Origin of the sequence: Cellulomonas gilvus ATCC 13127 (assembly GCF_000218545.1) — a bacterium.
Classification (GTDB): Bacteria; Actinomycetota; Actinomycetes; order Actinomycetales; family Cellulomonadaceae; genus Cellulomonas; species Cellulomonas gilvus.
Genome location: NC_015671.1, coordinates 2,570,814 through 2,583,417 on the forward strand (window position 1 = coordinate 2,570,814; position 12,604 = coordinate 2,583,417).

Here is a 12,604-nt window from a genome sequence, read left to right on the forward strand (position 1 = left end):
TCAGGCGACGATGCCCGCCTGCCGCAGCTCGACCGTGAGGTCGTGCGGGTTCGAGGAGGCCGCGAGCGCCTCGTCGTACGTGATGACGTCGTCGCGGACCAGACGGAACAGGTGCTGGTCGAACGTCTGCATCTTGTAGTAGTCGCCCTCGCGGATCAGGTCCACCAGAGGCGGCGCGTTCTGCGGGTCCAGGATCGCCTCGGCCGTGCGGCCCGTGTTGATCATCACCTCGATGGCCGGGCAGCGGCCCGTGCCGTCGGACTTGCGGACCAGCCGCTGCGAGACCACGCCCCGCAGCGCCTGCGAGAGCGCGACGCGCACCTGCTTCTGCTCGTGCAGCGGGAAGAAGTCGACGATGCGGTTGATCGTCTCGGGCGCGTCGATCGTGTGCAGCGTCGAGAGGACCAGGTGACCGGTCTCCGCGGCGGACAGCGCCGCACGGACCGTCTCGATGTCACGCATCTCGCCGACGAGGATGACGTCCGGGTCCTGCCGCATCGCGGCGCGCAGCGCGACCGTGAAGTCCGCGGTGTCCTGCCGGACCTCACGCTGCGAGACGATCGCCTTCTTGTCGTGGTGGAGGATCTCGATCGGGTCCTCGATCGTGATGATGTTGACCTCGCGGTAGCTGTTGATGAGGTCGACCATCGAGGCCAGCGTCGTCGTCTTGCCCGAACCGGTCGGACCCGTCACCAGCACCAGCCCGCGCGGCTCGAGCGCGAGCTCGCCCACCACCTCGGGGATGCCGAGCGACCCGAGCGACTGCGCACCCACCGCGACCCGGCGGAAGACCAGGCCGTACGTGCCGCGGGCCTGGTAGGCGTTCACGCGGAACCGGCCCACGCCGGAGACCGAGTAGGCGAAGTCCGCCTCGTGCGAGTCGCGGAAGTGCTGCACCAGGTCGTCCGGGAGCACCTCCTCGAGCATGCGCTCGGTGTCGGCGGGCTTGAGCTCGGGCACCTGGAGCTTGCGCAGGCGGCCGTCGACGCGCACGCGCGGGGCCGATCCGACCTTGCAGTGCAGGTCGGAGCCGCCCGTGCTGGCCAGGGCGTGCAGCAGCGGGATGACGGACTGGGTCGACGTGCTCACGTCGGGAGTCATCGGCCACCCGGCCGCCCGACTTGAGCGCTTGGTACCGCGGTGTCGTCACGCGGCCCCCGCGGCCCGCACGGTCCGGGGACCTCGCGGGGTGTGGGACCATGGCACGTACAGCGACCACAGGTCGCCGGTCCGCCCTGCGGTCCGGCGGACCGACGAAAGGGACAGCCATGAGCAAGCGAGGCCGCAAGCGCCGCTCCCGCGCCGGAAGCGCCGCGAACCACGGCAAGCGCCCCAACGCCTGAGCTCACGCTCAGCCGGGGTCGACGCCGTCGCACCCGTACGAAGGCCCCGCGCACCACTCAGGTGCAGCGGGGCCTTCGTCGTCCGGGGTCAGGAGCGTCCGGCCTGATCGCTGATCGTGACGGTCGTGAACGTCGCGTGGATGCGCGCGCGCAGCTCGGCCGGTGCGGGCTCCTCGTCCGACCAGCACCTGCGGACCAGCTTCTTCACCACGACCTCGACCTCGTGCTCCTCGAGGCAGCCGCGGCAGCCCTCGAGGTGCGCCTTGACGCGTTCGGCCTCGAGCGGCTCGAGCTCGGAGTCCAGGTAGGCCCACAGCTCGGCGACCGCCTCGTCGCACCCGCAGCCGCCCGGCGAGGCCGCCGTCGACCCGTCGTCCGTGCCCGCCATCAGGCCCCCTCCCCTGCCGGTCCGTGCCCCGCCGGCACCAGGCCGCGGTCGCGCGCGTAGTCCGCGAGCAGGTCGCGCAGCTGGCCACGTCCCCGGTGCAGCCGGGACATCACCGTGCCGATCGGAGTGCCCATGATCTCGGCGATCTCCTTGTACGCGAAGCCCTCGACGTCCGCGAGGTACACCGCGATCCGGAACTCCTCCGGGATGCGCTGCAGCGCGTCCTTCACGTCCGAGTCCGGCAGGTGGTCCAGCGCCTCGGCCTCGGCCGACCGCAGGCCGCTCGAGGTGTGCGACGCGGCACGCGCGAGCTGCCAGTCCTCGATCTCCTCGGCGTGCGACTGCTGTGGCTCGCGCTGCTTCTTGCGGTACGTGTTGATGTACGTGTTCGTCAGGATGCGGTACAGCCACGCCTTGAGGTTGGTCCCCGGCCGGTACTGGTGGAACGCCGCGAACGCCTTGGTGAACGTCTCCTGGACCAGGTCCTCGGCATCGGCGGGGTTGCGCGTCATGCGCAGCGCCGCGCCGTACAGCTGGTCGAGGTAGACGAGCGCGTCGGCCTCGAAGCGCGCGGCGCGCGCCGCGTCGTCCTCGGTGGCGGGCACGCGCGAGTGCCCCTCGCCGGGCGGCGTCGGGTCGATCGGGTCGATCGTGTCGTCGGTCATCGCCGCCGATGCTATGCCCCACGGCCGTGCGGCACCGGCCGCGGCACGGTCGGCGCTCCGGTCCGCGGCGTGCGCGGCGGCCAGCCCGACGAACGGCGCGAGCACGGCGGGCACCCCGTCCGCGGGGGTCGCCGACGAGGGTGCGGGCGTCTCCACGAGGCAGGTCATGCCGGTCGACAACACGCACGGGGTGCCACGTGTTCCCGCGTGCCTCCGTCGCCCGCACCGCGGGCCCGGCGCAGCCGACGCGAGTAGCGTGGCGGAGTCCGGGGCCGCGGCCCGCACCTGCGGCCGGGCACCGGCCGTCCGTCCGACGAAGGGGATCCCGTGCTGCTGCGTCGCCTCGCCCGCCCGCTGTTCGCCACCTGGTTCGTCACGGAGGGCATCGACGCGTTGCGCCGGCCGGTGCCGCACGTGGCGGACGCCCGCGCGGTGCTCGCGCGCGTCGAGCGCGCCCGCCCCGACGCGCGCGTCGACGTGACCGACGCGCAGCTGACCGGAATCGTGCGTGCGCACGGCGCGGCGGTCGTGACCGCGGGGGCGATGCTCGCGCTCGGGAAGGCACCGCGCACCGCGGCGCTCGCGCTCGCCGCGCTGACCGCTCCGCTCGTGCTCGCGACGCTGCCCGAGCGCGGTGCCAAGCGGCTCGACCCGGTCGCCGCGCAGGCGCGTCAGGACCGTCTGGTGCGCACACTCGCGTTCGCAGCGGGCGCCGTGCTGGTGGCGGCCGACCGCGAGGGCCGGCCCGGCGTCGCGTGGCGGCTGCAGGACGCGCGGGCTCGCCGTGCGGCGGCGGCCGCCGAGCACGACGACTGACCGCCGCACGCAGCCACGTGCCCGCCACCCGCGCGTCGGGTGGCGGGCACGCTCGCGTCTCAGTGCGCGCGGGCGCTGAGCACCAGGTCGGTACCGACCTCGACCCTGACGTCCGTCAGCCGCACGCCCGCGGGCAGCGACGCCGCCAGGTCCATGCGCCGGCCCTCGTACCGCTCCACACGGCTGCGCGCGGCGACCAGGAGCGCGGCGACCACCGGGTTGCGGCTCGTGGCGCGCACGTCGGACAGGGTCACGCCCAGCGCGTCGTCGACGGTGGCGTTCGCGCCCGCCTCGACCGTCGCCGAGAGCACGCCCTTGCGCACCTGCGCGTGCACGGTGACCGCGACGCCGTTGCTCCCGGCGGGCGCGAACTGCGCGTCCAGCTTGGTGAGCGTGAGCCCGTGCCCCCGTGCGACCTGCGTCGCGACGCGCTCCACGGCCTGCTCGAGCGCAGCGGCGGACACGCTCAGCCGGGCCGAACCCGTCACGGGCGCGCTCTCGGTCGGCTCGACCGGCGCGAGCCCGAGCTCGGACTGCGCACCCTCGACCCACTCGAACGGGACGCCGGCGACGTCGACCAGGACGTCCACGGGCGCACCCGAGACGGTCACGGGGTGCGCCTCGACGCGCAGCCGACGGATCGTGCCGGGCTCACGCGACGTGGGCGCGAAGCTCGCCGCCCGCTCACGCGCGACCTTGGCCTCGCGCGGCGACACCACGACCCCCGTGAGGTCCACGTCGAGCGTCGCGACGTCGGCGCCGTCGAGCGTCGCGGCCACCTGCAGCCGCTGCGCGGACTCGTCGGCGACCCCCGCGCCGGTCTGCAGCGCGGTACGCACACGCGTCGCGAGGTCGTCGCCGGAGGTGGGTCGGGGCAGGGAGCCCAGGGGCACGATGTCCGTTTTCTGTGTGTTCACGACGTGAGCCTAGACGCCCGCGCGCGTGCCGCTGACTAGCCTTGCGCCATGACCGCGACGAACCCCACGACGCCCCTGCCGCTGTGGGCCGCGCCCGGTGCCGGTGCCCCGCTCGACGTGCTCGTCGACGTGCCCGGGTCCAAGTCGCTGACCAACCGCTACCTGGTGCTCGCGGCTCTCGCCGACGGCCCCGGCGTGCTGCGCTCCGCGCTGCTCTCGCGCGACACGCGCCTCATGGCGGGTGCGCTCGAGACGCTGGGCATCGCCGTGGACCTGCCCACCGCGCCCGAGGGCGCGCTCGCGGTGACGCCGCACCCCGTGCGCGGTCACGTGACCATCGACTGCGGCCTCGCGGGGACCGTCATGCGGTTCCTCCCGGCGGTGGCCGCGCTCGCCGACGGACCCGTGCACTTCAAGGGCGACGTCGAGGCGCTCGCGCGGCCCATGGGCCCCGTCATCCGTGCGCTGCAGGCGCTCGGCGTACGCGTCGACGAGGAGGGCGAGCGCGGGCGCCTGCCGTTCACGGTGCACGGGCACGGGGCCGTGCGCGGCGGGCACGTGGACGTCGACGCCTCCGGGTCCAGCCAGTTCGTCTCGGGGCTGCTGCTCGCGGCGGCCCGGTTCGAGCAGGGGCTCGTGGTGCGGCACACCGGCCCGACGCTGCCGAGCCTGCCCCACATCGAGATGACGGTGGAGACCCTGCGCGCCGCGGGTGTCCAGGTGGACGACTCGCGCCCCGCCATCTGGGAGGTCGCGCCCGGGCCGATCGCGGCGCGCGACGTGCGCGTCGAGCCGGACCTCTCGAACGCCGCACCGTTCCTGTGCGCCGCGCTCGTCGTCGGGGGGACCGTGCGGGTGCCCGGCTGGCCCGCGCGCACCACGCAGCCCGGCGCGCTGCTGCCGGGCATCCTCGAGCGCATGGGGGCGCGCACCGCGCTGACGGACGACGTGCTGGCCGTGACCGGCACGGGCGAGATCCACGGCGTGGACCTGGACCTGCACGCCGCGGGTGAGATCGCCCCGACCATCGCGGCGCTCGCGGTCCTGGCCGACTCCCCCACGCGGCTGCGCGGCATCGCCCACCTGCGCGGCCACGAGACCGACCGGCTGGCCGCGCTCGCGCAGGAGATCGGGCGCCTGGGCGGCCAGGCGGAGCAGACGGCCGACGGGCTCGTCATCACGCCACGCCCGCTCACCGGTGGGACGTGGCGAACCTACGCCGACCACCGCATGGCCACGGCGGGTGCGCTGATCGGTCTGCGCGTGCCGGGCGTCCTCGTCGAGGACGTCGCCACCACGGCCAAGACGATCCCCGACTTCGTCCGGATGTGGGACACGATGCTCGCGGGCGGCGCCGCGCAGCCGGGAGCAGTGGCCCCGCGGTGACGCCCCGCCGCCAGTACGACGAGTCCGACGTGCGGATCCGGCCCGGCAAGGGCTCGCGTCCGCGGACCAAGCAGCGACCCGAGCACGCGGATGCGCAGCGCGCGATGGTCACGGGTGTCGACCGCGGCCGGTACGCGGTCCTGGTCGATGCCGACGGTCCCGACGAGCGCCGCGCGATCGCCATGAAGGCCCGCGAGCTCGGGCGCGATCGCGTGGTGCCCGGCGACCTCGTCGACCTGGTCGGCGACTCGTCGGGCGAGGACGGCACGCTCGCGCGGATCGTGCGGATCGTCGAGCGGCGCACCGTGCTGCGCCGGACCGCCGACGACACCGACCCCGTCGAGCGTGTGATCGTCGCCAACGCCGACCAGCTGGTCATCGTCACGGCCCTGGCCGACCCCGAGCCGCGCACGCGCATGATCGACCGGTGCGTCGCGGCCGCGTACGACGCGGGCATGGACGCGCTGCTCGCGCTGACCAAGGCGGACCTGGCGGACCCTGCCGAGCTCGTCGCGATGTACGCCCCCGTGGGGGTCCGCGTCGTGGTGACGCACACCGAGGGGGCCGGGCCCGACCGGACCATCCACGGGCTGCCCGCGCTGCACGACGCGCTCGCCGGGCGCACGTCGGTCCTCGTCGGCCACTCGGGCGTGGGCAAGTCCACGCTCGTCAACGCGCTGGTGCCCGCCGCGCAGCGCGCGACGGGCGTGGTCAACGTGGTCACCGGGCGCGGGCGGCACACGTCCACGTCCGCGATCGCGCTGCGCGTGCCCGACCAGGCCGCGCCCACCTGGGTCATCGACACCCCGGGCGTCCGGTCATTCGGGCTCGCACACGTGGACCCCGACCACCTGCTGCTCGCGTTCGCGGACCTCGCCGACGTGGCCGGACGCGACTGCCCACGCGGCTGCACGCACGCCGCCGACGCACCCGACTGCGGGCTCGACGAGTGGGTGGGCGCCGCGTCCGACGACGACGAGCGCGCCGCGCGCGCCGCACGCGTGGACTCGTTCCGCCGGATCCTGGCCAGCCGGCTCGGCACGCCCGACCCCGAGCCGCCCGCCGGCTGACCGCGGGAACCCCGAGCGGCGCCGCCATCGCGCGGGACCGCGCCACTACGGTGTGGCCATGAGCCTGCGCACCGGGTACGACGACGACCTCCGCCTCGCGCACGTGATCGCCGACCAGGTGGACTCCCTGACGATGTCCCGGTTCAAGGCGCTGGACCTGCGCGTCGAGACCAAGCCCGACCTGACGCCCGTCTCGGACGCCGACCGCACGGCCGAGGAGCTGGTGCGCAGCCAGCTGGCCCGGGCCCGCCCGCGTGACGCGGTGCACGGCGAGGAGCTGCCCGACACGGGCCACGGGCCGCGCCGCTGGGTGGTGGACCCCATCGACGGCACCAAGAACTTCGTGCGCGGCGTCCCCGTGTGGGCGACGCTGATCGCGCTGCTCGACGGCGACCAGGTGGTCGTCGGCCTGGTCAGCGCGCCCGCGCTGGGGCGCCGGTGGTGGGCCGCGCAGGGCTCGGGCGCGTGGACGGGCCGGTCGCTGGCCGCCGCGACGCGCATCCAGGTCTCGCAGGTGGACCGCCTCGAGGACGCGTCGTTCTCCTACTCGAGCCTGACCGGCTGGGAGGAGCGCGACCGGCTGCCGCACGTGCTCGACCTCATGCGACGCGTCTGGCGCACGCGCGCGTACGGCGACTTCTGGTCCTACGTGCTGGTGGCCGAGGGCGCCGTGGACGTCGCGGCCGAGCCCGAGCTGTCGCTGCACGACATGGCCGCGCTGGTCCCGATCGTCACCGAGGCAGGCGGCCGGTTCACGTCGGTCCGCGGTGTGCCCGGACCGTTCGGCGGATCTGCGCTCGCGACCAACGGCCGGCTGCACGACGACGCGCTCGCGCTCCTCGACCCGCTGCCGGGCGTGCACCTCTAGGTCCGGGGCAGTCCCAGGGCGCCCGGGAGCTCGTCGAGCGACGTGATCCGGACGACGCCCGTCACCGTCGCCTCGTCGACCGGGCGACGGCGCGCGCCGGGCCGGTCGATCCAGACACCCATCAGGCCCGCGTCACGCGCGGCGAGCGCGTCCACGTCGGCCTCGTCGCCCACGTACGCCGTGCGCGCCGGGTGGGTCCCGAGTCGGCGGCACGCCTCGAGGAACACGCGCGGATCGGGCTTGCCGACGCCGAGCGTGTCCACGCCCACGAGCAGCGGCACGCGGTCCAGCAGGCCGGCCTTCTCGAGCTTGGCGGTCTGCAGCGCGGTGCCCGCGTTGGAGAGGGCACCGATCGCGAGGCCGGCGTCGAGCAACGCGGTCAGCGCCGCCTCGGTCTCGTGGTGCGCCGCCCATGCGGCACGGAAGCCCGCGTCGAACACCGCGTTCCACGCGACGAAGTCCTCGTCGGAGAGCACGGGTCCGCTGAACGCCGCGTGCAGGTCGTTCGCGCGGAGCATCTTCTGGTGCTCGTACGTGTCGAGCCCGCTGGTGTAGCGGCGGTAGCGATGGTGCGGGTCCTCGCGCCACATCGCGACGACCGCCCGGAGCCGCGCCTCGGCCTCGTCGGCGGGCAGCGGCGGCAGGTAGTGCTCCGCCACACCCGCGAGCGCCGCGGCGAACGCCGTGCGCGTGTCGACGATGGTGTCGTCGATGTCGAACAGGACGCCGTCGACGAGCAGGCCGGAGCTCGTCGTCGCGCTCGTCGACGTTCCGGTGCCCGCCGTCACGGGGCCGTCGGCAGCGACGCGCGCAGCGACGCGATGCGGGCCAGCGTCGAGTCCTTGCCGAGCAGCTCCATCGACTCGAACAGCGGCGGCGAGACGCGCCGGCCCGTGACCGCGACGCGCAGCGGCGTGAACGCGAACCGCGCCTTGATCCCGAGCCCGGCCTCGTCCACCAGGGCGGCCGTGAGCGCGGCCTGGGTCGCGTCGGGCGTGAAGCCGTCCGCCGGGACGTCCGCGAGCACCTGCGCGGAGACGTCGAGCACCTGCGCCGCCTCGGCCCGCAGGGCCGCGCGCGCGTCGTCGACCACGTGCAGCTCGTCGTCGGGCACGAACAGGAAGCCGAGCATCCCCACGGCCTCGCCCAGCAGCGTCATGCGCTCCTGGACCAGCGGCGCGGCACGCGTGAGCAGGTCCTGGTGCGGCGCGGCCAGGTCGGCGAACGAGTGCGCGGGGACCAGACCCGCGGCGTGCAGGTAGGGCACCAGCCGGTCGCGGAAGTCCTCGGCCCCCAGGAGGCGCACGTGCGCACCGTTGATGGCCTCGGCCTTCTTGAGGTCGAACCGCGCGGGGTTGGGGTTGACGTCGTGCACGTCGAACGCGGCCACCAGCTCCTCGACCGTGAAGATGTCGCGGTCCGCGGACAGGCCCCAGCCCAGCAGGGACAGGTAGTTGAGCAGGCCCTCGGGCGTGAAGCCGCGGTCCCGGTGCAGGAACAGGTTCGACTCGGGGTCGCGCTTGGAGAGCTTCTTGTTGCCCTCCCCCATGACGTACGGCAGGTGGCCGAACTGCGGCATGACCGTGGCCACGCCCAGGTCCAGCAGCGCGCGGTACAGCGCGACCTGGCGCGGCGTGGAGGACAGCAGGTCCTCGCCGCGCAGCACGTGCGTGATGCCCATGAGCGCGTCGTCGACCGGGTTGACCAGGGTGTAGAGCGGGTGGCCGTTCGCGCGCACGATCACGTAGTCCGGCACCGAACCGGCCTTGAACGTGACATCGCCGCGCACCAGGTCGGTGAACGTCAGGTCGTCGTCGGGCATGCGCAGCCGGATGACGGGCTCGCGGCCCTCCTCGCGGTAGGCGAGGCGCTGCGCGTCGGTCAGGTCACGGTCGAACCCGTCGTACCCGAGCTTCGGGTCGCGGCCCGCGGCACGGTGCCGCGCCTCGACCTCCTCGGGCGTCGTCCACGACTCGTACGCGTAGCCGCCCTCGAGCAGCCGCGCGACGACGTCGCGGTACAGGTCGTAGCGCTGCGACTGGCGGTACGGCTCGTGCGGGCCGCCCACCTCGACGCCCTCGTCCCAGTCCAGGCCGAGCCAGCGCAGCGCCTCCAGGAGCATCTGGTAGCTCTCCTCGGAGTCGCGCGCCGCGTCCGTGTCCTCGATGCGGAAGACGAACGTGCCGCCCGTGTGCCGCGCGTACGCCCAGTTGAACAGCGCCGTGCGGATCAGGCCGACGTGCGGCAGACCGGTCGGGGAGGGGCAGAAGCGGACGCGCACGGCGGAGCCGTCGAGGGCGGGGGTGGTCACGGGGTCCAGGCTAGTGGCGTCCGGGCACCCGGACGTCAGCGCCGGCGCAGCACCGGGTTGCGCAGGACGCCGATCTCCTCGACCTCGCACTCGACCACGTCGCGGTCGACGACGGGCCCCACGCCCGCGGGCGTGCCCGTGAGGATCACGTCGCCCGGGAGCAGCGTGAAGACCTCGCTGACGTACGAGACGAGGTAGGCGGTGTCGAACACCATCTGCGACGTGCGGCCGTCCTGGCGCGCCTCGCCGTTGACGCGCGAGCGGACCGCGAGGTCCTCGACGTCGAGCCCCGGCACGATCCACGGCCCGAGCGGGCACGATCCGTCGAAGCCCTTGGCGCGCGTCCACTGGTCGTCGCTGCGCTGGATGTCCCGCGCCGTGACGTCGTTGGCCACGGTGAAGCCGAACACGTGGTCGAGCGCACGCTCGGGCGGCACGTCCTTGGTGACCTTGCCGATCACCACGGCCAGCTCCGCCTCGTGCTCGACGTGCTCGGTCCAGTCCGGCAGCAGGATCGGGTCGTCCGGGCCGATCACGGTGGTGTTCGGCTTGAGGAACAGCAGCGGCTGCGTGGGCACCGCGACGCCGTGCTCGGCCGCGTGGTCGGCGTAGTTGCGGCCCACGCCGACGATCTTCGAGCGCGGGATCACGGGTGCCAGCAGGCGCACCGCGTCGTCGTCCAGCGGGACGCGCTCGCCCGTGGGCTGCACGGGCGTGTAGATCGGGTCGCCCGTGATGACGACGAGCTCCTCGGACCCGGGCTCGCCCTCGACCAGGGCGAAGCGGGGGTCCCCGCCGGTGGTGAACCTCGCGATGCGCACGGGACCACCCTACGGGCGACCCGCGGGTCAGACGCGCGCCAGCACCTCGCCGTGCAGCACCGCGAACCAGCCCTCGGGCTGCCTGCCCCACTCGTGCCAGCCGTCGGCGAGCTGCTCCAGGCCCACCTCGTCCGCCAGCCCGTGCTCGATGGCCTGCTGCGCGAAGTTCGACGCGACGCAGCGGTCCGCCCACAGACCCGCCCACCAGGTGCGGTCCTCGGGCGTCGCGTAGCACCACACGCCCGCGCTGGGTGCGATGCCCGCGGGGTCGAAGCCCGCCGCGCGCACCCAGGAGAGCAGGCGACGGCCCGCGTCGGCATCGGCGCCGTTCGCCTGCGTGACCTCGTGGTAGAGCGCGGACCACTCGTCGAGGCCCGCCGACGGCGGGAACCACGTCATCCCCGCGTAGTCCGCGTCCCGGACCGCGACGACGCCGCCCGGGCGCGTGACGCGCTTCATCTCGCGCAGTGCCGCGACCGGGTCCGTCAGGTGCTGGAGCACCTGGTGCGCGTGCACGACGTCGAACGACTCGTCGTCGAACGGCAGCGCGTACGCGTCCGCGGCGTCGAACGTGACGTTGATCGCACCGGCGTCCGCGGCCGCCTTGCGGGCGATCTCGACGACGGCCGACGACGCGTCGATGCCGACGACCTCACCGGGTGCGACGCGCTGGGCGAGGTCGATCGTCACCGTGCCCGGACCGCAGCCGACATCCAGCAGGCGCTGCCCCGGCTCGAGCGCGGGCAGCAGGTACGCGGCCGAGTTGGCGGCGGTCCGCCAGCGGTGGGAGCGCAGCACGGACTCGTGGTGGCCGTGCACGTACACGTCGGGGCGGGTGCTCACACATGAGAGTAGGGCTCAGCGGGCCGTGTGGATCAAGGCCCGGGACGATCTGGTCCACGATCCGAGACGTGCGGGTCCCCGACCGCCCTCCGCGGCCGCAGCGGCCCCACCCCGTACCGTCGGTACGTGGACCGGGTGCCGGGGATCGACGTCGCGCGCGGGCTCGCCGTGCTCGGCATGATGACCGCGCACGTCGGGCCGGACTGGTCGGCGCACGCGCCCGCCGCGGCCGCGGTGGTCGACCTCGCGGACGGGCGGCCGTCCGCGCTGTTCGTCGTGCTCGCCGGCCTCTCGCTCGCGCTGCTCTCCGGCGGGCCCACGCCCGCCCGGGACCGCGACCTCACGCGTGCGCGGGTCCGGATCGCGGTGCGTGCGGTGGTCGTGCTGGGTGTCGGCCTCGTGCTCGAGGCGCTCGGCACGCCCGTCCTGGTGATCCTGCCCACGTACGCGGTGCTGTTCCTGCTGGGCTGCCTGGTCCTGCGGTGGCCGGTGCGCGCGCTCGTGACCGCCGCGGCGCTCGTCGCGCTCGTGGCGCCCGCGGTGCGGGACGCGCTCGGCGTGCGCACGGACGCGACCGACGTCGGCGGGGTCGTCGGCCTGCTCGTCGGGCCGCACTACCCCGCGCTGGTCTGGGCGGCGTATCTGCTCGCGGGCCTGGCGCTCGGCCGGTGCGACCTCGGGGCACGGGCCGTGCGGTGGCGCACGGCCGTGGTCGGCGCCGCGCTCGGCGTCGTCGGCTACGGCGGCGGGTGGGTCGCGCAGCAGGTGCTTCCCGGGTCGGTGCTGACCTCGACCGCGCCCCACTCGTCGTCGACGTTCGAGGTGGTGGGCAACACCGGCGTCGCGCTGCTCGTCGTCGCGCTCGCCGTGGGCCTGGCGCCGCGCGCGCCGCACCTGGCCGCACCCGTCGCCGCCGTGGGCGCGCTCGCGTTCACGGCGTACACGGTCCACGTCGTCGCCATCGCGCTGCTCGGGGACCACGTCGTCTGGCAGCCGACCACCGCCGTGTGGCTCGCGTTTCTGCTCACGACGACGGCGCTGTGCTGGGCGTGGCGCGCGACACTCGGCCGCGGCCCCCTCGAGCGCGGGATGCACGCGCTCTCCGCGGGCCTCGCGGACGCCCTGGTGCCGCACCGTCGCGAGCCCGTGCCCCGCTGAGGCGTCTCCTACCCTGGG

Annotated in this window: 14 protein-coding genes; 6 read left to right on the forward strand and 8 right to left on the reverse strand. The window is 74.6% G+C overall.

Features of this window, described 5'->3' with window-relative positions; translation table 11 throughout:
• Positions 1-1,089: a type IV pilus twitching motility protein PilT gene (locus tag CELGI_RS11815; protein ID WP_150104731.1), complete on the reverse strand. Its 1,089-nt coding sequence runs from the start codon at positions 1,087-1,089 to the stop codon at positions 1-3.
• A gap of 179 nt (positions 1,090-1,268) precedes the next feature.
• Here CELGI_RS11815 and CELGI_RS17825 point away from each other — a divergent pair, with 179 nt between their 5' ends.
• The gene (locus tag CELGI_RS17825; RefSeq protein WP_118766687.1) at positions 1,269-1,343 is read left to right on the forward strand and encodes a 50S ribosomal protein bL37; all 75 of its coding nucleotides are present in this window, start codon (positions 1,269-1,271) and stop codon (positions 1,341-1,343) included.
• 88 nt (positions 1,344-1,431) lie between these two features.
• On the opposite strand, the gene rsrA is transcribed toward CELGI_RS17825, so the two are convergent.
• Together rsrA and CELGI_RS11825 are read right to left on the reverse strand one after the other, a co-directional pair.
• Positions 1,432-1,731, reverse strand: coding sequence for a mycothiol system anti-sigma-R factor (gene rsrA / locus CELGI_RS11820; RefSeq protein ID WP_013884361.1), 300 nt, complete (start codon positions 1,729-1,731; stop codon positions 1,432-1,434).
• Positions 1,731-2,564: a sigma-70 family RNA polymerase sigma factor gene (locus CELGI_RS11825; RefSeq protein ID WP_013884362.1), complete on the reverse strand. Its 834-nt coding sequence runs from the start codon at positions 2,562-2,564 to the stop codon at positions 1,731-1,733. Before CELGI_RS11825 ends, rsrA begins: the two co-directional genes overlap by 1 nt.
• Positions 2,565-2,723: 159 nt before the next feature.
• Between CELGI_RS11825 and CELGI_RS11830 the strand changes: the two genes are divergently transcribed.
• Positions 2,724-3,212, forward strand: coding sequence for a DoxX family membrane protein (locus tag CELGI_RS11830; RefSeq protein ID WP_013884363.1), 489 nt, complete (start codon positions 2,724-2,726; stop codon positions 3,210-3,212).
• Positions 3,213-3,271: 59 nt separating this feature from the next.
• Here CELGI_RS11830 and CELGI_RS11835 read toward each other — a convergent pair whose 3' ends face one another.
• Positions 3,272-4,129: a hypothetical protein gene (locus tag CELGI_RS11835; protein ID WP_013884364.1), complete on the reverse strand. Its 858-nt coding sequence runs from the start codon at positions 4,127-4,129 to the stop codon at positions 3,272-3,274.
• 48 nt (positions 4,130-4,177) lie between these two features.
• Between CELGI_RS11835 and aroA the strand changes: the two genes are divergently transcribed.
• The 3 genes from aroA to hisN are packed head-to-tail and all read left to right on the forward strand — an operon-like array spanning position 4,178 to position 7,453.
• On the forward strand, positions 4,178-5,515 hold the full coding sequence (aroA, locus tag CELGI_RS11840; RefSeq protein ID WP_013884365.1) for a 3-phosphoshikimate 1-carboxyvinyltransferase: 1,338 nt from the start codon (positions 4,178-4,180) through the stop codon (positions 5,513-5,515).
• A complete protein-coding gene (rsgA, locus tag CELGI_RS11845) occupies positions 5,512-6,585 on the forward strand; it encodes a ribosome small subunit-dependent GTPase A (protein WP_013884366.1) in 1,074 nt (357 codons plus the stop codon). The genes aroA and rsgA overlap by 4 nt, the downstream gene beginning before the upstream one ends.
• 58 nt (positions 6,586-6,643) lie before the next feature.
• Complete coding sequence (gene hisN, locus CELGI_RS11850) at positions 6,644-7,453, forward strand: histidinol-phosphatase (RefSeq protein ID WP_013884367.1); 810 nt, start codon at positions 6,644-6,646, stop codon at positions 7,451-7,453.
• On the opposite strand, the gene CELGI_RS11855 is transcribed toward hisN, so the two are convergent.
• From CELGI_RS11855 to CELGI_RS11870, 4 genes are read right to left on the reverse strand one after another with little or no spacing between them, the layout of a single operon-like run.
• On the reverse strand, positions 7,450-8,241 hold the full coding sequence (locus tag CELGI_RS11855; protein ID WP_013884368.1) for an HAD family hydrolase: 792 nt from the start codon (positions 8,239-8,241) through the stop codon (positions 7,450-7,452). The two genes, hisN and CELGI_RS11855, sit on opposite strands and share 4 nt — an antisense overlap.
• Entirely contained in the window at positions 8,238-9,764 is a 1,527-nt protein-coding gene (gene gltX / locus CELGI_RS11860; RefSeq protein ID WP_013884369.1) for a glutamate--tRNA ligase, read from the reverse strand. Before gltX ends, CELGI_RS11855 begins: the two co-directional genes overlap by 4 nt.
• A gap of 35 nt (positions 9,765-9,799) precedes the next feature.
• Positions 9,800-10,585, reverse strand: coding sequence for a fumarylacetoacetate hydrolase family protein (locus CELGI_RS11865; protein ID WP_013884370.1), 786 nt, complete (start codon positions 10,583-10,585; stop codon positions 9,800-9,802).
• Between the two features lie 27 nt (positions 10,586-10,612).
• Complete coding sequence (locus tag CELGI_RS11870; RefSeq protein WP_013884371.1) at positions 10,613-11,428, reverse strand: methyltransferase domain-containing protein; 816 nt, start codon at positions 11,426-11,428, stop codon at positions 10,613-10,615.
• Between the two features lie 126 nt (positions 11,429-11,554).
• Here CELGI_RS11870 and CELGI_RS11875 point away from each other — a divergent pair, with 126 nt between their 5' ends.
• Entirely contained in the window at positions 11,555-12,586 is a 1,032-nt protein-coding gene (locus CELGI_RS11875; RefSeq protein ID WP_041574191.1) for a heparan-alpha-glucosaminide N-acetyltransferase domain-containing protein, read from the forward strand.
• Positions 12,587-12,604 lie beyond the last annotated feature (18 nt).